General features: G+C 67.8%; 11 protein-coding genes. 6 read left to right on the forward strand and 5 right to left on the reverse strand.

The window, feature by feature from the left end:
- Window positions 1-123: 123 nt before the first annotated feature.
- Window positions 124-1,971, reverse strand: a complete 1,848-nt coding sequence (locus D187_RS46720) for a M48 family metallopeptidase (protein ID WP_043435404.1) — start codon at window positions 1,969-1,971, stop codon at window positions 124-126.
- 226 nt (window positions 1,972-2,197) lie between these two features.
- Here D187_RS46720 and D187_RS46725 point away from each other — a divergent pair, with 226 nt between their 5' ends.
- The 4 genes from D187_RS46725 (at window position 2,198) to D187_RS46740 (ending at window position 9,165) form a co-directional block, all read left to right on the forward strand.
- Window positions 2,198-3,715, forward strand: a complete 1,518-nt coding sequence (locus tag D187_RS46725) for a right-handed parallel beta-helix repeat-containing protein (RefSeq protein WP_002627217.1) — start codon at window positions 2,198-2,200, stop codon at window positions 3,713-3,715.
- 51 nt (window positions 3,716-3,766) lie between these two features.
- Window positions 3,767-4,921 (forward strand): D-alanine--D-alanine ligase family protein, encoded by a 1,155-nt coding sequence (locus D187_RS46730; RefSeq protein ID WP_002627218.1) that lies wholly within the window; start codon window positions 3,767-3,769, stop codon window positions 4,919-4,921.
- 226 nt (window positions 4,922-5,147) lie between these two features.
- On the forward strand, window positions 5,148-6,263 hold the full coding sequence (locus D187_RS46735; RefSeq protein WP_002627219.1) for a hypothetical protein: 1,116 nt from the start codon (window positions 5,148-5,150) through the stop codon (window positions 6,261-6,263).
- A 211-nt stretch (window positions 6,264-6,474) separates the two neighbouring features.
- Window positions 6,475-9,165 (forward strand): beta-helix domain-containing protein, encoded by a 2,691-nt coding sequence (locus D187_RS46740; RefSeq protein ID WP_002627220.1) that lies wholly within the window; start codon window positions 6,475-6,477, stop codon window positions 9,163-9,165.
- 74 nt (window positions 9,166-9,239) lie between these two features.
- Here D187_RS46740 and D187_RS46745 read toward each other — a convergent pair whose 3' ends face one another.
- Complete coding sequence (locus tag D187_RS46745) at window positions 9,240-11,063, reverse strand: N-acyl-D-amino-acid deacylase family protein (protein WP_002627221.1); 1,824 nt, start codon at window positions 11,061-11,063, stop codon at window positions 9,240-9,242.
- A gap of 195 nt (window positions 11,064-11,258) precedes the next feature.
- Here D187_RS46745 and D187_RS46750 point away from each other — a divergent pair, with 195 nt between their 5' ends.
- Together D187_RS46750 and lplA are read left to right on the forward strand one after the other, a co-directional pair.
- On the forward strand, window positions 11,259-12,821 hold the full coding sequence (locus D187_RS46750) for a phytase (protein WP_043435409.1): 1,563 nt from the start codon (window positions 11,259-11,261) through the stop codon (window positions 12,819-12,821).
- Between the two features lie 50 nt (window positions 12,822-12,871).
- Window positions 12,872-13,897, forward strand: a complete 1,026-nt coding sequence (gene lplA, locus D187_RS46755) for a lipoate--protein ligase (RefSeq protein WP_002627223.1) — start codon at window positions 12,872-12,874, stop codon at window positions 13,895-13,897.
- A 6-nt stretch (window positions 13,898-13,903) separates the two neighbouring features.
- Here lplA and D187_RS46760 read toward each other — a convergent pair whose 3' ends face one another.
- The 3 genes from D187_RS46760 to D187_RS46770 all read right to left on the reverse strand — a co-directional run bounded on the left by D187_RS46760 (window position 13,904) and on the right by D187_RS46770 (window position 22,725).
- Window positions 13,904-17,074, reverse strand: coding sequence for a protein kinase domain-containing protein (locus D187_RS46760; RefSeq protein WP_002627224.1), 3,171 nt, complete (start codon window positions 17,072-17,074; stop codon window positions 13,904-13,906).
- Window positions 17,075-17,725: 651 nt separating this feature from the next.
- Window positions 17,726-19,990, reverse strand: coding sequence for a di-heme oxidoreductase family protein (locus tag D187_RS46765; RefSeq protein ID WP_002627225.1), 2,265 nt, complete (start codon window positions 19,988-19,990; stop codon window positions 17,726-17,728).
- A gap of 524 nt (window positions 19,991-20,514) precedes the next feature.
- A complete protein-coding gene (locus D187_RS46770) occupies window positions 20,515-22,725 on the reverse strand; it encodes a neutral/alkaline ceramidase (protein ID WP_002627227.1) in 2,211 nt (736 codons plus the stop codon).
- Window positions 22,726-22,808 lie beyond the last annotated feature (83 nt).

Below are 22,808 nucleotides of genomic sequence, written 5' to 3' on the forward strand. Positions count from 1 at the left end.
GGGAGCCTGGAGGCGGCGTTTTCCCGGGCCCTGGAGACCTGCGTTTTCAGATGGGTTTCGCGGTCTGTGTATACCTGACGCCCGGGGGGCCCTCGCTCCCCGGGAGTTCGCGGGCGGCGGGACTCACGCCGCCTGTTTGGATTGTGCCTGGTGCTCCTCCATGGCCCTGTGGCGCCCGAGGTAGTGCCCGAAGGCCTGGAGCATCCCATCCGCGTCCCGCAGCTTGCTCAGGCAGATGGAGCGCTTGCCCTTGAACAGGCCCCCCTCCTTGAGCTGCAGGTCCAGGTACTTCTTGAACAGCCGCTCCTCGGTGCTGGCGGACTTCACCTGGTCGAGCCGCACGGGCTGCTCCCACTCCGTGCAGTTCACCTGCGCGAAGTCGAGCTGGACCTCCAGCCCGGCCTCCTTGCCCGCGAAGGTGAGGGGCGGGAAGTGTTTCTCCACGTGCTGCCGCTCGGCCTCGGTGGACGGCACGTAGCGGTAGGCGAGCGCCAGGTCATGCGCCTGCGCGAAGCGCGCCTCGTATGCCCCCCACAGCCGTGCCTCGAGGAGGTCCGCCTCCAGGATGGCGCTCGTCCAGGAGGAGGTGGTGGGCTCGAGCAGGACCCGGGACACGTCGGCCGACGTGAGCACCTCGCCCACGTTCTCCAGGCGCGCGGAGAGGGGCGGGTGGGAGTCGAACGGGTGCGGCGTCACCGAGCCGTGCAGGTCGCCGTGCACGGCCTCGGAGCTGGCGTAGTCCGCGAAGCCGAGCGCCACCCGCTGCGCGATGGCCACCGTCTGCTGCTCACCACCGGCGAAGAGGTCGGACTCCACGCGGTCGCGGAAGCTCGCGTAGGCGCCGACCTTCACCAGCGAGCGGGCGATGTCCCGGCCCGAGGTGATGCCCGCGGCGAGCCGGTCCGCGGCGAGCTCGCTCGCGCGCCGGCTGCGCCCGAGCGACAGCTCGAACAGCCCGCGGTAGGCCACCATGAAGTGGAAGATGGGACGCGTGAGCACGCCCTCGTGCAGTGTCTGGAGGTAGTGTCCGAAGTGCGCGAGCATGGGCGCGAGCCGCTTGCCGTGGCCCGTGTCTCCTCCGAGCAGGTGCCCCATCTCGTGCGCGAGCACCGCGTCCGCTTCGGACCGCTCGAGCAGGCGCAACAGGGACAGGCTCACGAAGAGCGTCCGGCCGCTGAGCGTCCGCTCGCCCACGCGCACCTCGCTCTCGGTGACGAAGAAGTTGGTGTCGATGCCGGCGAGGATGTGGTCCGGCGGCGCGGTGCCCAGCCGCTCGCACATCTGGCGCACGTGGGCCCAGAGTTCGGGCGCGCGCGCCTCGTCGAGCACCTCCGCCTCCACCTCGAAGTCCATGGCGGGGCGGCGGAAGATGGCGACCACCACGTGGAAGAGGGCGAGGCCGGCGAGGATGCCGACCATCAGGATGAGCTTCGGGACGTAGCGCTCGAACCACACCGCCGTCATCCAGTAGGACAGCCACACGGCGAGGCCCCCCTGCGCGAGCGCCTGCAACGCCCCGGTGACCCGGAGCACGTTCCAGCCCACCACGAAGCCGCCGTACTGGAAGGGCCGTGAGACGAACGCCGCCAGGGCGCACAACAGGGCGATCACCGCGGAGACAATCCCCAGCACGAGGGAGGCGAGCGCCAGGCGGCCCATCCACTGGAACTGCCGCGCGTCCGAGCACGCCTCGCCGAGGCTTTCACGGAACCCCGCCAGCTCCTCGCCCTCGGCGAAGCAGGCCGCCGAGGCGGGCACGGCGCTGAAGAAGGCCAGCGTCTCCTTCCTCCGCTCTTCCTCGAGCTCGGTGTCCTGGGAAATCTGGCGCTCGATGGTGGCGAGCACGTCCCGGTCGAAGCGGTCGATGGCGTGTCCGGAGAACCACAGGCCAAACAGCGGCAGGGCGAAGAGCCAGAGGGCGGGCAGCGCGTAGACGCGCAGGAAGCCGGGAAGGGTGGAGGTGGGGTGCATGAAGGGCACTGGGCAGGAGAGGAGGCCGACGCTACCGCACCTGTTCGGAGACCAGGCCAGGCCTTGTCCAAGCCCTTGGAATCACATGTCTCGCCCGTGTCCTTGGCGAGCGGCCAGGTCGCGCCCCTGGCGAGAAGGCGGAATGACGAGGGCCAGCCAACTGTCCGGCGCCCGACCCCCTGTTCCCCGTCGAAGGCGGGGCTCGTACCTCGTACAAGGAGCGTGGATGCGTATCCGCCGTTCGTCGAAGGCCGTCTCGGCCCTGGCCGTCGTGGGTGTTCTGACTTCTGGCGCTGGAGTCCTCGCCGCCGCCCATGAGGCGGCCTTCCCCTCGGAGCTGTCCCTGTCCGCCGCCGCGGCCACGCCGGAGTTCTCCCGCGTGCTCTGGGTCTCCCCCTCGGGACAGGACACCGCCGCGGGCACCGAGTCGGCGCCCTTTCGCACCGTGGCCAAGGCGCTGTCGCAGCTGAAGCCGGGTGAGGCCATCTTCCTCAAGTCCGGCACGTACACGGAGCGGCCGCGGCTCGAGGAGAAGGGCGGCTCATCCAGCCTCTACCTCACGCTCAAGGCCGCGCCCGGTGCGAAGCCCGTCTTCAAGGGCGGCACCGGCAGCAAGACGCCCCTGTTGGACGTGCGCGGCGCGTACTGGCGTGTCGAGGGCCTCACCTTCGATGCGGCGGGGGACAAGGCCTTCGCGGCGTACTGGCGCGGCGAGGGCGCGCACCACGGCATTCTTCGCGGCTGCACGCTCAAGAATGGCACCGAGGGGGCGGGCGTCTACGTCGCCGACAAGGCCCGGGACGTGCTCATCGAGGGCAACTCCATCTCCAACTTCCAGCGCGCGGGAGATGACAGCCACGGAGTGTGCGTGCAGACCAACTCCAGGAACGTGATCGTCCGCGCCAACGACATCCACCACAACTCCGGCGATGGCGTGCAGTGCCTGAGTTCCGAGGGTGGCGCCACCGAGGAGGGCACCCCGTTCGACAACCTGCTCGTCGAGGACAATGACCTGCACGAGAACCAGGAGAACGGCGTGGACATCAAGACGTGCACCCACGTGACGCTCCGGGGCAACCGCATCTGGGGCCACCGCCGCACCCCGTCGTCGGCGGGAGAGGGCGTGGTGGTGCACCTGTCCGCGCGTGACGTCACGCTCGAGGACAACGAGGTGCGCGACAACGGCCGGGGCATCCAGATTGGCGGCATCCGCCAGGGCGAGCCTCCCACCCACATCGTCCTGCGGCGCAACCGCGTGTTCGACGGCTACAACGCCGAGAGCAATGATGGCTCGGGCATCCGCGTGGATGCCGCCATCGACGTGAAGGTGGACAACAACACGGTGTGGAACATGCCCGCCTACGGCCTCATCGTGGGCAATGGGGAGACCGGGCCCAGCCAGGGAGTGCGGGTGCGCAACAACATCCTGGGCGCGTGCTCTGCCGCGACGGTGCGGTTGGGCACGACCCTCGAGGACACCTCGTTCGATGGCAACCTGTACGCCTCGCTCAAGGGGGCGGCCGTGCTGCGCAAGGGTGGCAGCTACCTGAACCTCACCGCCTGGCGCTCGGCCACCGGGTGGGACGCGCACTCGCTGGACACGAGCCCCGCGTTCCTGAGCGGGGCCACCGAGGACTTCTGGCTCGACCTCGCCTCTCCCGCCCGGGACGCGGGCCTGTCCCTGGGCGACACGTACTGTGGTCAGGGCCCGGACATCGGCGCACGCGAGTCCGACTGCCCCTGAGCCCTCTGGCATCCCTCTTCCCGGGGTGGTGAACTTCCCTCTGGAGATCTCATGCCCGCTTCCTCGCCCGAGTTCCCACCCGTCGCCATCCTGTATCAGGCGGTCCCCGCGCCGGAGATCGATGGCATTCGCAAACCCATGAAGCCCGGGGGCTACAGTGACAGCGGGGCGGATATCGGCCATGCCCTGCGCGCGGCGGGTGTCCCGCTGATCACTCCCCGCCTGGAGCCCGACCCGGCTCAGGCCATGGATTGGGTCTTCCCCGATACCGCCGAGGGCATCGCCGAGGCGGTCCATCGGGGGGCCCGCGTGCTGTGGGCCAACACCGTGCTGTTCGCCGGGCACCCGCTGGAGTCCGTGGTGGGTCAGGGCGTGCGCGTCGTCGGCCAGCACCCGGCGCGGGTGGATCGGTACGATGACAAGTGGATCACCCAGGGGGAACTGCGCGAGGCGGGATGTCCCGTGCCCGCCTCCGTCCTGATTGGCATGAAGGAGGAGTCCGGCGCCCTGGCCGTGGGCTCCTTGTCCGAGGCGCGGCTCGATGAGCGGGGCTTGCGCTTTCCCCTCGTCATCAAGCCCGTGCGCGGGCGGGGCAGCGAGGGGGTGGGGGTGGTGCGCTCGCTCGCGGAGCTGGAGCGTTCCGCGGCCGGATTGCTCGCGGCCCGGGATCCGGTCCTGGGACTTCCCCGGTACGGCCAGCGGCTGATCCTGGAGCGCTTCCTGCCTGGCACCGAGGTGACCCTGACGGTGATGCCGCCGGGCGCCTACCTCATCGAGGGCACGGAGCGCACCTTCGCCTCGCACTGGGCTCTTCCCGCCGTCAGGCGTTTCAACCACCACGACGGCATCGCGCCCTACAGCGGCGTGGTCGCCGTGGTGGACAACAGCGTCCTGCTCTCGGAGCGGGAACAGGGCGAGCCCGTGATGCAACGGCTCTCGGCATGGTGCGCCCTGGCGGCGAGCAGGGTCCAGGCACTGGCTCCCATCCGGATCGACTGCCGTTCGGCCGAGGACGGAGAGTTCCTCCTGTTCGATCTGAACATGAAGCCCAACATGACAGGGCCCGGCCGGCCGGGGCGCGAGGCGCAGGACAGCCTCTGCTCCCTCGCGGCGCGCGGCGTGGGCTGGTCCTACCAGGACCTGCTGCTCAACATGCTGCGGCAGGCCTGGCCCTCGAGTGGCCAGGGCGCCATGCCACGGGAATGATCGAGCTGGGATGACCTGATTGTCTCTGGGGACGAGGGCTTCGCGTACCGGGTGACAGTCCGAGGCGCGGAGCAAGGACTTGTGCACACATGGCGCGGCAGTCCGAGCGCACGCGGTGCTCCGTTTCAGTACCCACCCTGGCATGTGGCTGGTTCCTCCACCCAGGGCTCCCTTCATGTTGAATTCCTGTCGTCGGCTCCACCGTGGTCCGCGCGGATGCGCGCTCGTGTTCCTCTTGCTCCTGGCCGGAGTGGCCTGTGCCCCTCGGGGTGAGCTTGATCAGGGCTTCGAACCCCTGCCAGCTCCTCCCGGGCTCCAATCCGTGGATGACTGGGAAAAGCAGTTCCTCTCCCATTGGGACGTCGAGCATGCGGAGAGCTTCCTGCCCGCTAGCACCTCGCGCGACAGCTGGCAGTTCTACAGCCTCGCCTATGGCATCGATGGCAACACCGCCATGTACCGGGCCACGGGGAAGGTTCAATACCTCGACCGGGCCCTGCTCTACGTCGACAACATGGTCCGCACGGCCCGGGACTCCTGGTCGCTCAAGGGGGGTCAATTCGAGGATGTGTACAGAGGTTGGGCCTCCGGGCACCCGGAAAGCCTGGGGCTGGAAGTGCCGCTGTACGAGAGCTATTGCTGGCGCTACGTGACCCGCCTGCTGCGCGTCATCCGTGAGACCCCCGCGCTCTACGGCAACGCCAGATACCGTGGGCAGTACCAACGTCTGCTGGAGTTCTCGGAGATGGACATTTTCGAGAAATGGTTTCAACGCGGAGCAGACGCCCATATCTACCGGGAGAACACGCACATGGCCTCGCACTGGGCCTCCATCGCGATGGACCTGGCGCTCATGACTTCCGACGAGGCACGCAAGGTGCGCTACCGGGAGGTGTTCGACAAAATCAACCGGGGTCTGCCCAACCATCCCTCGTCCCTGCGTGATCAGCTGGGCGCGAGCACCCTCGACGCGGCGGCCTCCTTCTGGAGCGACGAATGGGGGGTCCACTCCGGTCCTGGCCAGGACGTGTCCCACGGCAACGGCGTGGTGGCGTACATCGTCGAGGCGCATGGGGCGGGAATGGAATGGACAGACGAGGACGTGCGCGCCCTCCTCGTGACGCTCGACTCCGTCATCTGGCCTTCAGCTGGCCAGTACGCCCAATTCGTTGACGGCTCGGGGACGGGCGATGGCTGGTTCAACGATGGCTTCATGAAGCTCGGCCGTTACGACGCCGCTCTCCAGCTCCGGCTCGAGACCCACCTGGTCGGCTGGAACACCCAGTACTTCGGAAACGCCGCGCTCAACGTGCGGTTGTTGTCCGAACAACTCGCACGTTGAACCGTGTGGTCCATTCATGACTGGACGGGGGCCCCCGACTTCATGACACAATGGGACGGAGGGACACCCTGATACGCACCAGAAAACGACTCGCTGCGCCCGTACGGACATCTGGCCGCGTTGGAAGCCGCCCTCCTCGCAAACCCTCCAGCATCCGACTCTCGCACTGGAAGCCGCCGCGTTTCCCTGGTGTGAAAGGAGTTCACGGTTCATGAAGCTTCACATGATGTTTTCCTCGGTGTCCGCGCTCGTGTTGCTCGCGGGGTGCCCCGGCGCGTCCTCCGGGCCCACCGGGCCACAGCCTCAGTTGGCCACGGTCACCGTCACCTGTGCTTCGTCCTCCGTGAAGCAGAACAACAGCGTCCGTTGCAGCGCTCTCGCCACGGATCAGAACGGCGAGCCCTTCACCGTCCCGGCCTATACCTGGATGTCCAGTGACGAGAGCGTGGCGAAGGTGGATTCCCAGGGAACCGCCAGCGCGACCCGGATAGGGTCCGTGATCGTCACCGCCCGTGCCAGCTCCGATGGGGTGACGAAGCAGGGGCAGGCCTCGCTCACCGTCACCGAGCGCGTACCCACCGTGCACTCCGCCCACATCACCTCCGATGAGACGTGGCGCGCCAGTGACAACCCCCATGTCGTGCATGGGCTGTTGGAGGTGAACGGGGCGGACGCTCCCGCCACGCTCACCCTCGAGGCTGGGGTGGAGGTGCGCTTCGACGAGGATTCCCAACTGGAGGTCAAGAATGGCGCCTTGAAGGCGCAGGGCACCCAGGAGCAGCCCATCCTCCTGGTGGCCAATCAGTCCGAGCCCACCCGGGGCTTCTGGCGCGGCCTGCGGTTCGCCCAATCGGCGAGTGAATCGCTGATGGAGTACGTCACCCTGAGTGACTGTGGAAGAGCGGCTTCAGAGGAGACGGGGCGCTGCCTCTCCCTTCGCGACAATACGGCGCTCGTCGCGCGTGACCTCACGATCCGCAACAGTGGCGGCATGGGGGTGCGGCTCCTGGGCGACAGTGCGTTCGCGGCGGGTTCGGCCCGGCTCTCCGTCACCGGGTGCAGGCTCTATCCCCTGGACGTCGAAGGCAACCAGGTTGGTGCGTTGCCCACGGGTGGCACCTTCACGGGCAATGACAAGGATTCCATCATGGTCAACTCCAGCGTCACTCGCTCTCAGACCTGGCCCAACCTGGGCATTCCCTACGACTTTTTCGCCCCCGGCGTGGGTGTCACGGGCTCTGATTCCTCGACGCCCACGCTCACCCTTTCCGCCGGCATCGTCTTGCGCTTCCACGAATGGCACACATTCGAGGTCGTCCACGCGGACCTGATCGTGAATGGGACCGAGGAGGCCCCCGTCCGCTTCACGTCCAGTTCGGCCACGCCGCGGCCCGGAGATTGGAGGGGAGTGAAGCTCAGCGGCATCTCCTCCAATACCCGTCTCTCCCACACCATCATCGAGTACGCGGGAAATACTCTCTCCGGTGACGAGGGCAACCTGAACCTGTACGGGAGCTCCCGGTGCACGGACTGTCCCACGCTCGACCACGTCATCCTGCAGAAGAGCAGAGTCTATGGCATGACCCTCCAGGTTGGTGGGTCTCTCGGCTCGGCCACCACCGGGTTGACGATCCGCGACAACGGGAGTTACGCGATTCATGCACAAGCCGATTTCGTGGGGGGTCTGCCCGAGGGAGTGACCATGACCCTGAGTGGCAACTCGTCCGATGCGATGAGCGTCTACGGCTCTGTCAGGCACTCACAGACCTGGCCCAACCTGGGCTTTCCCTACGACATCTTCGGCAACCTGCGAGTCGAGAGCGATAGGGCGGAGCCCACCAGGATCACCACGCTCACCCTCTCCGCCGGTACGGTGTTACGCTTCTCGCCCGGGTCATCATTGGTTGTCGGCTCCCAGTACGCGGGAGACCGTGCGGCGGACCTGATTGTGAATGGGACCGAGGAGGCCCCTGTCCGCTTCACGTCCATGTCGGCCACGCCGCGGCCCGGAGATTGGGGGGGCGTGAATCTGAGCAAAAACATTACCTCCAATACCCGCCTCTCTCATGCCCTCATCGAGTATGCGGGGAGTCCTTCTTCTGAATGGGGCTCGAGCAACCTGAACATGTACGGGAGCTATTGGTGCACGGACTGTCCCACGCTCGACCACGTCATCCTGCAGAAGGGCAGGGGCTATGGCATGAGCCTCAACGATGGGTCTCTCGGCTCGGGCTCCACCGGATTGACGGTTCGCGATAACGGCAATCATGCGATCCGTGTGGCTGCCAACAGCGTGTGGAGCCTCCCCGCGGGAACAACCCTGAGCGGCAACTCGTCCGATGCGGTGGAGGTCTACTCCAGCGGCGTGACCACGACCCAGACCTGGCCCAATCTGGGGGTTCCCTACATCCTGACCCAGGGAATCGAGGTAAGCGCTGACTCTTACTCTTCGCCCTACCCGACGCTGACCTTGACGGCGGGGACCGAGCTGCGATTCCAGAAGGACACCGGGTTGGTGGCGGGCGGCAGTCGTGGCGGGGCGCTAGTGGTGGCGGGAACCGCGCAGGCTCCCGTCCGCTTCGTCCCCAACACGTCCACACCGTCCAAGGCCTTCTGGAGGGGAGTCCATGTCGCCACGAATGCGACGGGCAGCCGGATCGACCACGCGTTCATCTCCCATGCCGGGGCGGGTGGATCCTTCTTCTCCTTGCAGGGCAACCTGAACGTCTACCAGGAATACGGGGGGTTCGTGACCAACAGCACGTTCAGCGATGGTGGCGCCTGCGGCATCATGGTGAGCGCCCCCAGCTCCGGCGGCGGAGGGGTGACGACGAACTTCACCCTGCCCATGTACAACAACACCTTCCTCAACAACACCAACGCCCCTCAGTGCGCGAAATGAAGCCTCTCGCCTGAGCGCACTCGAGCCCATTCGCGCCAGCACGCGAATGGGCGGTCGTAGGAGCTGGGTGCGTTTCAGGCCGGTACACGGGTGGGGGGAGTCCCGGAAGGACGTGACTCTTCCACGAGCGTCTGGACGGGCCCGGAGCCCACGCGCAGTACGCGCCCGAAGCCGCGCTCCCGGCCCAGCTCGGGCACGGGCGCGCCGCCGTGCACCGCGAGCCGGCCGTTGATGAGCACCGTCTCCACCGCGCCCCCGTTCTGGTTCACCAGCCGCACGAAGCCATCGAAGCCCTCCACCGGGGACTCGCGGGGCGTGTCCAGCTCGGCGCCGAGCCGCTCCGGATCCAGCACCACCACGTCGGCCCTCCGGCCCGGCGCGAGCGTCCCCGCGTCCAGGCCCAGCCAGTCCGCGATCTCCCCCGTGAGCCGGTGCACCGCGCGCTCCACCGGCATCACCGGCTCCCCACGCTTGTCCGCCTCGCGCACCAGCCGCAGCATCCGCAGCGGGAAGTTGTAGTGCGCCATGTTGCGCAGGTGCGCCCCCGCGTCCGAGAAGCCGATGAGCACGTCCGGGTGGCTCACGATGGATTCCAGCGCGCGTGGCCGATCATTGCCCATCACCGTGTACCAGCGCAGCTCCGGCCCGTGGCGCGCCACGAGGTCCAGGAAGGTGTCCACCACGTCCTGCCCCCGCTCGCGGGCGATGTCCGCGAACGAGCGCCCCACCAGTGAGGGGTCCGGCGCCTTCAGCACCTCGGACTGGTTGAAGTCCCGGTGGAACACCTTGGGCAGCAGCCGGCTCTTCCACTGCCGCTTGAAGTGGGCGCGATACGCCGGATCTTCCAGCAACCGCCTGCGCTCGGCCGCCTCCTGCAGGTGCAGCGCCGCCGCTCCCGCGCCAAACTCCTCGAAGACCACGAGATCGATCCCGTCCGACCACAGGTCGAAGATCTCCGGCAGCGCCTGCCAGCGGAAGTCCGCCCTCAGCATCCGGTTGAAGAAGCGCGACAGCAGGCCGACCTGCCAGTGGATGCCCCGGTTGGCGCGGGTGTCCATCATGGAGATGACCGTCGTCTTCAGCGGCTGGCGGAACAGCCCCATGCTCTCCCACAGGAAGAGCAGGACGTTCACCTTGGTGGTGATGTCGGGCACGCCCTGGAAGACGCGCCGCCGCTCCCGGAGGATGCGCGTGAAGCGGCGGTACTCGGACCAGCTCGCGAAGGTGGAGGGCAGGGGACGGCTGCGGATGTCGCGGTTGCCGCCCATCTTGTCCCACCGCAGCGTCATGATGGAGAGGCCGGCGTAGCCCGCGTCGAGCCCCTCGTGCAGCAGGGCCTCCATGCGGCGCAGCTCCTGCGCCGAGGGCTTCACCCGCTCGTCCAGGCTGCGCTCCAGGCCCATCACGTAGGCCCGGATGGCCGAGTGGCCCACGAAGGAGCCCACGTTGGGCCCCAGCGGCAGCCCGTCCAGGTGCGAGAGGTACCCGCCGAGCGAGTCCCAGTCCTTCTCGCGCTCCAACAGCGCGCGCACCGCGTCGTAGGGGATGGCCTCCACGCGGCAGAACTGATCGGCGAGATCCTCGGGCGTGCCCACCGCGAGGCTGAGCGAGCAGCTGCCCACCATCACCGAGGTGACGCCATGCCGCACGGACTCGGAGAGCGAGGGGGCCAGCTCCACCTCGGCGTCGTAGTGGGTGTGCAGATCGATGAAGCCGGGCATCACCCAGCGTCCGGTGGCGTCGACGACGCGCGTGCCGGGCCCGTGGGGCAGGGGAGCCTCGCTGAGGGCCGCCACCCGCCCGTCGAGGATGCCCAGGTGCCGCACCTGGGGAGGGCTGCCTCGCCCGTCGAAGAAGAGTCCATTGGCGATGACGAGCTCGTACGGCGAAGCAGACATGGGGCCCTCTCGTGACAGCAACGGTCTCCGAGCCTAGCGGCCCCCCGGGAAGAAGACCCAAGGCCATCCTCGGGATCTTCCGGGAATGTGTTCCAGGGAGTGCTCTTGACGGAGTTGTTGCTCGGCGCCCGGGGTTGTTCCTCCACCATGCGCTGCCCGCGCCGCCTGGGCGCTGCATCCACCCTCGAGGAGTTCATGTCCGCAAAGCGTCGTGTCCTGGGAAGCGCCTCACTGGCGCTCGTGCTGGTTCCGCTCGCCTCGCTCGCCGAGCCGCCCGTCATTCCTCCGCGCGCGGAGACTCCCGTGCTGCACCGCTACGACGAGGCACCGCGCACCCCGGACTCGGACGATCCGGCCATCTGGATCCACCCGAGCCGTCCGGAGCGGGGCCTCGTCATCGGGGTGCTCAAGGAAGCCGGCTTGCAGGTTTACGACCTGAGCGGACGGGTGGTGCAGACCGTCCTCCCGGCGAATCGTCCAGCGATCTCGGCCGGGGATCCCATGGCGCCCGGGCCGCGGCCCGAAGCGGCGACCTCCGCGTGCCCGGAGAGCGAGAGCGGCGAGACGTTCGGACGCTTCAACAACGTGGACATCCAGTACGGCTTTCCGCTGCGCGGCGCGGATGGACGGGTCCGGAAGGTGGATCTGGCGGTGGTGACGGACCGTGGCTGTGACCGGCTGCGCATCTACGCCATCGACCCCGGGCGCGCGGGCGGACCGCTGTTCGATGTCACCGCGCGCGCGGCGCGGCGCGTCTTTCCGGAGCGGTTCGTGCGGCCTTCGCCCTTCCAGCCCACGGGAGAGCCGGAGGGCGTGAGGCCGAACCCGTTGGATGACCAGAACACGGCCTATGGGCTCGCGCTGTACCGCGACCCGTCCAATCGCTTCCACGCCTTCGTGACGCAGCGCAGCCGCGCCGTGGTGGCCTGGCTCGAGCTGTACGAGGCGGGCACGGAGCAGGTGGGCTACCGCGAGGTGCGCGAGTTCCGCTTCGACTCGCGCTTCTCCCTTCCCCGACCGGGCGGCGGTGGAGCGCTGGCGTGGTCGCCCTGCCGGGAGGAGCCGGCGGAGGATCCTCAGTTCGAGGGGCTCGTGGTGGATCAGCAGGAGGGCATCCTCTACGCGGCGCAGGAGGTGGTGGGGCTGTGGAAGATCCCGCTGAGCGTGTCGCTCCCACGCGTGGTGGACGTCCCGCGCGGTCGCCTCATCGAGCCGGTGAAGTCCTTCGGGGCCCCGTACTGGGCCGTCCCGGACGACGGCGAATACGCGTGTGAGTTGGAGGCCCCGGCCCCGGCGCCCGAGGGCACCATCGCCGTGCCGGGCAACCCCGCCGTGGGAGGCAAGCACCTGGAGGCGGATGCCGAGGGGCTCGCGCTGTACTACGCGGGAGACGAGAAGGGCTATCTCATCGTCTCCAGCCAGGGCGACGACACGTTCCATCTCTATGACCGCGAGGGGGGATGGACGCGCGAGCGGGGCAACCGCCATCTCGGCACCTTCCAGGTGGAGGGCGTGGGCGAGACGGACGGTCATGACGTGGTGAACGTGCCCATGGGCGCCGGGTTCCCCCGGGGACTCGTGGTCCTCCAGACGGGCAAGGCCCCGCCACCGCCGAGCACCGAGCCGGTGAATGGCTACGCGTACGACGGCTCGACGCGGTTCAAGCTCGTGCGCTGGGACGACATCGCGGAGGCGGTCCCTCCTGGTTTTAAAGTGGATACGGACGATTACCATCCGCGTGATCCGCACGACGACTGAGGCGCGCGCGTCAGCGGCCAGGCCGGGGCGCGCGGTGTAGCCTCGCGTCCATGTCTCCAGCGCCTGTCCGCATCCTCTTGTCCCAGACGTTCAACCCCTGGTTCAACCTCGCCACGGAGGACTGGATCTTCCGTGAGATGGACACTCGCACGCGCACACTCTTTCTCTGGCGCAACGCCAATACGGTCGTCATCGGCCGCAACCAGAACCCCTGGTCCGAGTGCAACCTGAAGCGCATGGAAGAGGAGCAGGTCTTCCTGGCGCGGAGGACCAGTGGCGGAGGCGCGGTGTTCCACGATCTGGGCAACACGTGCTTCACCTTCTTGTCTTCCCGGGAGGGCTACGACAAGGCCACGAACGTGACCATCCTCCTGGACGCGCTGAAGCGGCTCGGCGTGACGGCGGACGCCGCGGGGCGCAATGATCTGGTGATCCACCTGCCGGACGGACCGCGGAAGATCAGCGGCAGCGCGTACCGGGAGACGCGCGAGCGGGCCTTCCACCACGGCACCTTCCTCATCTCCACGGACCTCTCGCGCCTGTCCAACTACCTCACGCCCCACCCCAAGAAGCTCGAGTCCAAGGGCCACGCGTCCGTGCGCGCCCGGGTGATGAACATCACCGAGCACCAGCCCGAGGTGACCCACGAGGCCCTCGTGCAGGCGCTGATGTCCGCCTTCCAGGAGCACCACGGCGCCACGGCCGAGCCCGAGCTGTTGGACCAGGCCTTCCTGGAGCGCCAGCCCTCGCTCGCGGAGACATTCGAGCGCTTCTCCTCCTGGGACTGGCGCTTTGGCAATGCCCCCCAGTTCAACCACCAGATGGCCGAGTACCTCTCCTGGGGGTTCTTCCATGTCCACCTGGACGCCGAGAACGGCCATGTCAGCCGTGCCCAGGTGTTCTCGGACTCGCTCCACTCCGAGCCGGTGCAGGAGCTCCAGGACGCACTGGTGGGCACGCCCCACAGCCGGGCCGGGGTGGCGCGCGCCGTGGCTGGGGTCAAGGCCCGCCACCCAGCCCTGGAGCGGGAGCTGGGCGAGTTCGAGGCGTGGCTCATGACCCAGGTGGAAGTGTGAGGGCCGTTACCCGAGCGCCGCGCCCGCCTTGAGGGCCAGGGCGCGGTAGCCGAGCCGGCCCGCTTCCGCCTCGAGGATTCTCAGCTCCGCGGTGGCCCTGCTCTCTCCGCCCACGAGGGCCAACTCCGCCAGGAGCAGCCGCACCTTCAAGCACACGCCCAGCATCTCTCCCTGGGCCGCCTGGAGGCCGAGCGCCTGGAGTTCCCGTGCCGAGGCCTGTCGTTCCTCGGGCGTCCCCGTGCTCAGCGCCACCCGCGCCTCGGCGAGCACCACCTCCGCGGTGACGAGCACGTGCTCGTTGTTCACCGTCAGCGCCCGGGCCCGGGCGAGCGCCTCGCGGGCTCGCTGGGGCTCGCCCCCCGCCAGCAGGGCCCGGGCCCGCACCGCCTGGGCCCTGCCCTGCATGGTCAGATGCCGTTGCTCCGCGTAGAGCGCGCAGGCGCGCTCGGCCTGCGCCAGGGCGTCCAGGGGCCGTCGCGACTCCAGTTCCAGCCCCGCGAGGGCCAGCACCGTCTCGGCGATGAAGAGCCGCATGCCCTGGGCCTGGCGCAGCACCAGGGCCCGTTCCAACCACCGCCGGGCCAGGGTCAGCTCGCCCCGGTCCAGGTAGAGCTGGCCCAGCTCGTAGCTCGCCCACGCCTCCATGAACTCGTCGCCGAAGACGATGTTATGCACCTGCCTCGCCTGCTCGAGCAGACGTTGGGCCTCATCCAGGTCGCCGCACCGCCGCAGCACCATCCCCAGCTGCACGTCGTAGGCGGCCTCCTCGGCGCGCATCTCCAGCCGGCGGAACATCTCCTTCACCCGGCGCGTGTGCTTGAGCGCCACCTTCAGGTCCCCCAGGTTGCAGCTCAGCCACGCGGCATTGCCCAGGGCCTCGGCCTCGAGGACCCGATTCTTCAGCTCCCGGGCCACGCGCAGCGCGGTGGCGAAGGAGCTCCGGGCATCGCGCATCCGCCCCAGGTCGATGAGCACGATGGAGCGCGCGATGATGCCCCGGGCCGCCCCGCCCCGGTCCCCCTTGGCGAGCGACAGCCGCACGGATTCCTCCAGGTGCGCGAGGGCCTGCTCATGCTCGCCGAGGTTGCGCATGGCGAAGGCCTGGGTGAGGAGCGCGGAGGCGACGAGGAGTTCCTGGCCGGCCCGGCGTGCCCGGGCCACCGCCCGCTCGGCGTGCCGCCGCGAGGCCTGGAAGTCACCCGCCTGGGCCGTGGCCGTCGCCGCCACCAGGTCGATGCGCGCATCCTCGCCCACCGGCAGCCGCTGCAACGCCTCGAGGGTGGTCAGCGCCTCGCGCGTCAGGCCCGCGGAGGCCTGCGCTCCGACGAGCGCCGTGCCGTACTCCACGTTGTCGGGGAAGAACTCGAAGAGCGTGCGGTAGGCCTCGATGGCGAGCGTCCACTCGGCATGCATCTCGTGGTGGCGTGCCACCACCAACAGTCGCTCCTCGCGCGGCAGGCCCGCGGACAGCTCGAAGGCCCGGCGCGCGGAGGCCCGGGCGCGCGTCTCGAGGAAGAAGTGCTTGAAGGCGGTGGCGAGCGCGGAGTGGCCGGGGGCGAAGTTCGGCTCCAGCTCCACCACGCGCTCCAGCCGCTCGACGGCCCGTGGGGCTTCATGGTTGCGCAGCGCGAGGAGCCCCTCGGCATAGAGACGCGCGGCGTCGGGATGGGCGGGCATGGCGCCGCGCACCCGGCGGACCTGCTCGTCCGTCAGGGGTCCGATTCCCAGCCGCTCGCGCAGCCGGGCCCCCAGTCCCAGGACGATGGACAGCAACTCGCGCTCCATCCCGGTCTGGGTCAGCAGCACCGCCGTCTCCCCCGTGGTGGTCTCCTGCAGGCGCAGGTTGAGCCGGATCCCCGCGGAGTCCGCCGCCCCCAACACGAGGTAGGAGCCCGTGAGCACCAGCTCCACGCCCGAGTGGGCGCGGATGCGCTGGAGCGTGTCCGGGGCCAGGTTGTCCACCACGGGCAGGGAGAGCTCCCGGCTCATCCGGTCCACGCTCTCTCCCGACAGCAGGCGCACCTGGCTGCCCGCGGTGAGCTCCGCCGACAGCATCTCCGCCAGGGCCGTGGAGAGCCACGCCGAGGCGGCCTGGCCGGAGAGGTTGCGCGGGGCGAGCACGGCCACCACGCGCCGCGCCGCCGCGCGACTGCCCGGCGAGGTCATCACCGGGACGGACTCGACGGAGGGATGCTTCTCCGGGTGGGGGAGGGCCAGCGGGTGCTCGGGGGCACGGTAGGTGGTGGCGCCCCGTAGGGCCTCGATGAACTCACCCGCCGTGGTGAAGCGCTCCTGGGGCTGACGGGCCAGCCCGCGCAGCAGGGCCGCCTCCCAGGCGGCGGACAGCCCGGGAGCGAGGTGGCGGGGCGAGGGAGGTGGCTCGAAGAGACGCTTGACGGCGACGATCATGGGCGTGTTCCCCTGGAAGGGGAGCTGGCCCGTCGCCATCTCGAAGAGCACCACCCCGAAGGAGTAGAGGTCGGAGGCGGGTGTCAGGCTCCGGCCTTCGACCTGTTCGGGGGACATGTAGCCGAGGGTCCCCATCACGGTGCCCTCCTGCGTCGCGATGTCGTCGTCGAGCCCCTCGCCGCACGCCAGGCCGAAGTCCGTCACCACCGCGCGCGAGCCTCCGCAGGCGGTGGGCACCAGCATCACGTTGCCGCTCTTGAAGTCTCGGTGGATGACCTGCGCGGCATGCGCGGCATCGAGCGCCGCCGCCATCTGCTCGGCCAGGGGCAGCAGCTTCTCGGGCGTCAGCCGCCCGTGATGCGTCAGGAACTCCTTGAGGGTTTCACCTTCCAGGAACTCCATGGTGAGGAACGTGAACGCGGACTCGGCGGCCTCGGGCTCCGTTCCCAGGGGGTGCTCGCCCAGGTCGAACACCCTGCACACGTTGGGGTGCGTCACGCGGCGTGCCAGACGCAGCTCGCGCTTGAAGCGCTTGATCATCTGCGGAGCGGAAGCCCCCCTGGCGTGGATGACCTTGAGGGCCACGCGCTCGTGCAACGACAGGTCTTCCACCGCGTAGACAGCACCCATGGCCCCCTCGTCCACGAAGCGGAGGATCCGGTAGCGGCCCGCGATCAGCTCGCCCTCGGCGAGCCGCCGCGAGGAGGTGGCTCGGCCGCTGGGAACGGTGCACGTGATGTCCTTGTCCCGAGAGAACTCTCCGGGCACGGGGTCCTTTTGGGCACTGGGTGAGCGAAGACTCATGACGTGCGGCCCCGATGATGAACAGTTCCGCGCGGAGTGTAGCGGATGCGCTTTCACGGAAGGGGACGCGGATCACGACCCATTTCAAGTCTTCCTGGTAAAACCTGAGGGGTGTCCTGAGCCGAGAAGGTGTCAAACGTCTCTCGGGAAGGTTTCGGGAAGATGGCAGGCGCGTACCGCTCCCCATCGCGAGAAGGTAGCGTGGTCGCGCAGGAGGGACGTCATGCCGATGGAGTCGACGCTGCGTGCTGCGTTCGAGGCCGAGGGGGCGCCAACGTGGGCATTTTCACCCCCATGCCGATTCCCGAGGAGCTGCGAATCCTTTTGAACACGACCCGGTCCAATGGTGAACATAGACGGCCAGACGGTCCGTGAGCCGTTACACGCCCGTTCGTGGCACGACCTCGCGTGGTGCGTAAAGGACAGCATCCGTTGACGCTCGGGCACGTGCGGTGGCAATCGCTCCATTCGTGAAGCGGCCGTGACAGGACGCGCGGCGCGCACCCAGCGTAAAGGCCCGCGCGCTCCCCAGGGCAGGAGCACGCGGGCCGAGCACCGCTGGGGGCGCAGGGGCCCCCAACGGCTTGAATCAGCACTCCGTACCGCGAGCCCGGCTCAGAGCGACTCCAGGAACGCCAGCACCGCGGTCCGATCGGCCTTGCTCAGCGCCTCGAACTTGTCGCGGCTGTTGGTCGCCTCGCCCCCGTGCCAGGCGATGGCCTCCATCAGCGTGCGAGCACGTCCGTCATGCAGGTAGCGCACGTTCTGCGCGCCGCCCTGGACGTACTTCAGCGAGCCGATGCCCCAGAGCGGGGGAGTGCGCCACATGCCCGGTGCGGCCTGGCCTTCGGTCAACGTATCGGCCAACTCCGGCCCCATGTCGTGGAGCATCAGGTTGGTGTACGGATGAATGGTCTGGTTGCGCAGCTCGGCGAATGGATGGTTCGCTCCGGTCTTCAGCTGCGGGGTGTGGCAGGTCCCACACCGCGCCTGGGCGAACAGGGTGGCGCCGCGGCTGATCTGGGCGGGATCCACGTCATGCTCGGGCGCGACACGCATCCCGTCGGGGTAGCCGCTGCGCAGGCTGCGCTGGGCGGGGACTCCGAGCAGCGAGAGGTAGGAGGAGAGCCGCTCGATCTCCGTCTCGGAGATGGACGTCGCCGCGGTCGATGCGTTGCAATTGGCCACGCCCTTCTGGCAGTCGAGCGTCTTGTAGACGGGGGAGGTGACTCCCAAATCCTTGAGGAGCGCGGCGCCTGACTGATGACGCAAGCTGGCCTTGCCCGCCTTCCAACCGAACCGGCCGAGGTGCTGCTTGCCGGTCTCCGGGTTGTAGGCCCAGTTGGGCACACCCTTCACGCCATCGCCGTTGGCATCGGTCGGGTCGGCCAGGGCCAGGAGCGTCGACTCGTCCACGGCCTCGAGCAGGCCCAGGCCGACGACCTGGGGCGCCTGCCGGACGGAGTAGTGCGCGGGCACGGGCCCCTTGAAGGCGTAGACGGGCTTCTGCAATTCGACCGTCTCGCCATCGGGCAGGGTGCGCACGGTCTTCTCGTACGACTTCACGGAGACCGAGTAGTCGGGCGCACCCACGGCCTGGGCCCGCTGCTGCACGTTGATGCCGTAGGTGGGATCCGGAGTGTTCCCCGCGGTGGAACTCGCCGCGGCGGTCTCGATGGTCATGGTGTCCAGCGTGCTGCCTGGCGTGGGAACCTTGCTGCGCCCGTTGAGTGCGTGGCACTCGATGCACCGGGTGTTGTTGTAACGAGGCCCCAGTTGATTAGCGTGCTGGGTGAACGCGGGGTTGATGTCCGGGCTCTCGGAGTGCTTCCCATCGACGAACGAGGTGTGGAACAGCCGCCGACCCTCGACGAAGCGCCTGGTATCGGCGATGCCGATGTTGTTGGCCATCTGCTGGAACACCCGATGCGGCTCCTCGGAATAGTTGTAGGAGACGCTGGCCTCGCCACCCAGCAGGGTGCTGGCGGGCAGGGGGACGGAGTCGAGCAGGGGGGCAACGCCATACCACGCGCGGATGCCCACGCCCACCTGGTACAGGTTCTCGAATGAATAGTAGCGGCTGCCTCCGCCATCGATGATGGCCTTGTTGTCGGCCGTATGCGGGAGGAACGGCGCGGGGGCCAGCTCGATCACGTCACCTGGCTTGAACGGGGTGCCGGGCTTGGGGGCGCGCCAGTTGTCGGTGATCACCACCATGCAGTCTTCCCGCGCCGAGGTCGCGTGGCAGGTGTTCTTGTTTCCCTCCTTGGGATTCTGGAAGCCGACATTCATCTTCCAGCCGTACTCCCCGACGTTGGGATCATCGCGGCGGAACGCACTGAGGCCCGTGTTGATGAAGGTCCCATCGTTCACGCGCAGGGAGATCTCGATGCGCGAACGCCCGGCGGGGACCTGATCACGGATCATGAGACCGAAGGTCCGGTTCTGGAAGTACCACGTCGGGAAGTCGAAGTATCTGCCCGGGCCGACGTCGACGGGATCGAACCAGGGCTCACCTCGCTCGCGGGCATGCCGGTTGGTCGGACGGAAGCCCGCCAGGGTGACCAGGGTTCCATCGGCCTCGGTGTACTGGATCTGCTCGGCCACTGGCGTGCCGACGGCGTAGAGCGGGACGTATTCCGTTGCACCCAGCCCGGGAATGGGCACGGGCACGGGAGCGGCCTCCGGCGCGGCCGCGACCGTCGACGGTGCCGTGGACGCGGGGCTCGGCTGCGGCGAGGCGTCGCTGGTGCTCGAGTCGGCGGCGCCGCCGCACGCGGTGAGAGACAGCATGGCCGCGAACAACGCGGGCAGGGCGGCGGCCGGAGGTGGCCGCGCGAGATTTCTCTCTCTCCCAGCGGATGAGGCTCGGGTCTTCATTTCATTTTCTCCTCAAATGGAATGCAGCGGCGCTGCTCACTCCTTTTAACCAGCCGCAAGGCCGGAAAACAAGAACTTCTTGTAAGCAATTGGTAGGATGTCTGTCGTATGGTGGTTGATCTATCTTTCTCAGAAGATGGGAGGATGTAGGGGATTGGAGTAGCGGGCCGAGACAAGCCGCTGATGGTGCTGACGGAGGCTTCCGGTGACAAGGAGATCCAGCCGTCCCCGCGGACTTCAGCCCCACGGATGAAACCATCCTCCAGCGACGTCGACCTGGCATGCTCGATCATGAGCGTTCGTTGGTGTGGCCATTCACTTCGAGGACATGCTCCACCGCCTTCGCGCTGGCATCGTGAAAGCGGAGAGCGATATGGCCCACACGGATCGAACGGGTTGCCCCGTGGATGTTGCTTCCGATGGCACGCGAGACGGTGACCTCTAGCAGCGGACCATCCACGATTCGCGCTCACTCGGCCACCGTCAGATTCGCATGTTCACCATGCGTTCCTGCATATCGGCGCTTACAGCACCGTGAATGGCTCCGAAACCCCTTCATAGGGACTGATCTGCCCGGTCCATCCAGACTTCCAGTGGCCCTTGTGGCGGATGCGGTAGGTTCCGGCCGCGGCGTTCTTCGTGTCCCAGGTAATCGTGATCTTGGAGTAGGAGATGCCACTGCGTTCCCACCGGTAGGTCGTTTCCGGATCCCAGTCCCACGCGATCGCGACCCAGGCGTCGTTCACCTGTTTCTCGACCGCCAGGAACGAGCCCTGAGTCTGGAGATTGTTGTTCGGATGCCCGCCCCAGTACTGCACGGTCACCAGGCTGCCCCGCGCATAGCTCGCGGCCGGCTGGGTGATCACGCTCCCGAAGTCCTTGTCCAGCGGCTTGTCGTCCAGCACCACCTTCGGGGTCAGATCGACCGTCTGGCCCGTCACGTCCTCGGGCGTGGGGCCGGCCGGGACGGTGGCTCCGCTGACGATGGCCTTGCTGAGCTTGACGTATTCCTGCTGGAAGGCGGCCAGCTCGTTCGGGCCGAACTGCGTGCAGGCTCCCTCATACCACTGCAGGGCGTACTCCTCCCGGGTGGCCAGGTAGGACGCGTACGAGTTGGAGAGCCCGGCGATGACCGCCGTGTCGACGCCGACGCTCGCGAGCTCCGTCTTCACCGTGTCCTCCAGGCGGCGGCCCGCCATGGTGGTCACCTCGGTGGGGACGGCGACGATGGCCAGGTTGCCGATCTTCAATACCTGGAGGGGCATGATCTGCGGGGTCATGGTCGGACCGTTGATGTTGAGGCCCGCCACGCCGGTCGGGATCAGCACCGGTTTTTCCGCGTGGCACTGCTTGTACGCCGCGTCGCCGGTTGCCGGCCACGCGAAGGAGAAGACGCCGCCCAGGAGCTGGAAGAGCGCCGCCTTGCCGGCGCCCTCGCTCCACTGCACGCTGTCCACCGTGGTCCCGTTCGGGAAGAGCGGCGAGGGGCTCGGATTGTCATACGGGCTGCCGGCCGAGAAGGACGCCCCCATGCCGGCCGCGCAGGTCGTGGTTCCCGCGGAGGCGACGTAGAGCGTCCTCATATCCACCCACTCGTGGCGGAAATCCACCGAGCCGGTCAGCTCCCGCGTCGCGCCGTCATAAAGCTCTTTCGCCTTGTTGTATTGCTTGAGGGTGGCGTTCTCCAGGCTCTTGTTCTTCTCGAACGTCAGGTCGGGGGGCGCCTGGCCGAACCCGATGTTCGGCGTCACATCGCCGGCGTTGGCCTGGGCGAACGCGGCCACGAACGTCTTGGACGCCAGGTAATCCGTCGCCTTGTCCTTCTCGAAGAGGTACGACGCCCAGCCCTTGTTGTCGCCGCTGATCAACTTGTTCTCGGGGCCGATGCTGTCCGGGTGCACCGCGTACCAGTTCACCATGCCGAGCTCCTCGCCATCGAGGCCGACGAGCTTCAGGAGCGTCATGGTCTTGTCCGTGATGCCGTCATACCGGGCCCGCTCCGCCGCGGGGTTGTTGTTGTAGGCTTCCACCGCGCGGTTGCCGCCGACGCCCTCGATCGTTCCTTCGTTGACGAGGATCCTGCCGGGCTTCACGTTGTGATGGGCGCGCAGGATGGACTGGTAGATGCCGTCCACGATGGCGTCGAAATTCTGTTTCACGAACCCGTTGACGGTCACGTCATACAGGAAGTACCCCGAATAGCCCCCGGGGCCGCTGTGGGTATGCGTCGCCGACAGGAGGACGTTTTTCGTGTTGTAATATTGCGCGAGTTCGACATTGGCGGCGATCTTCTCGCTCACTTTCAGTTTCACGCTCTGGAAGAGTTGGCCCAGGTCGGCGCTGACGAAGACGACCCGCTTGTTACCGTCTCCGATGACGAATGCCCGTGACCGCAGCCGCATGTGGATGCCGGCGGTCTTCTGTTCCGATACGGCGAAGCCCATCATCGTGATCTCTCCGGCCGGGCCGGTGATGTCGTAGATGCCGCTTCCGATGAGAAAGACGTTGCCACCGGATTGCGCGGTCACACCGCTCATACCCTGCTCGCTCCGGAGCTGTACCGTCTCGTCCGGCGACGCGCCATTGTCCCGGGCGCTGTCCAAACACCCGGGGGCACAGAGGATGCTTCCCCAGAGCAGCAAGGAAAGACCCCGATGGATTCTGATCATGATCGTCCGCATGAATGTCCTCCCATCTGTTTTAAACAGAAAAGAAACAGGCAATGTACCAGTCATGTGGCTTTCATGAATGCATACAATTCAACATCGTGCCCGATGTTGAACAGTCCGCGCTCGAGGTCGGACGGGGAGGGCCAACT

The organism is Cystobacter fuscus DSM 2262 (assembly GCF_000335475.2).
Lineage (GTDB): Bacteria > Myxococcota > Myxococcia > Myxococcales > Myxococcaceae > Cystobacter > Cystobacter fuscus.

Bases quoted from the DNA above. Each gene is read 5' to 3' on its own strand.
- D187_RS46720 (WP_043435404.1), bottom strand. From the start codon at position 1,971: ATGCACCCCACCTCCACCCTTCCCGGCTTCCTGCGCGTCTACGCGCTG.
- D187_RS46725 (WP_002627217.1), top strand. From the start codon at position 2,198: ATGCGTATCCGCCGTTCGTCGAAGGCCGTCTCGGCCCTGGCCGTCGTG.
- D187_RS46730 (WP_002627218.1), top strand. From the start codon at position 3,767: ATGCCCGCTTCCTCGCCCGAGTTCCCACCCGTCGCCATCCTGTATCAG.
- D187_RS46740 (WP_002627220.1), top strand. From the start codon at position 6,475: ATGAAGCTTCACATGATGTTTTCCTCGGTGTCCGCGCTCGTGTTGCTC.
- D187_RS46745 (WP_002627221.1), bottom strand. From the start codon at position 11,063: ATGTCTGCTTCGCCGTACGAGCTCGTCATCGCCAATGGACTCTTCTTC.
- D187_RS46750 (WP_043435409.1), top strand. From the start codon at position 11,259: ATGTCCGCAAAGCGTCGTGTCCTGGGAAGCGCCTCACTGGCGCTCGTG.
- lplA (WP_002627223.1), top strand. From the start codon at position 12,872: ATGTCTCCAGCGCCTGTCCGCATCCTCTTGTCCCAGACGTTCAACCCC.
- D187_RS46765 (WP_002627225.1), bottom strand. From the start codon at position 19,990: ATGAAGACCCGAGCCTCATCCGCTGGGAGAGAGAGAAATCTCGCGCGG.
- D187_RS46770 (WP_002627227.1), bottom strand. From the start codon at position 22,725: ATGACTGGTACATTGCCTGTTTCTTTTCTGTTTAAAACAGATGGGAGG.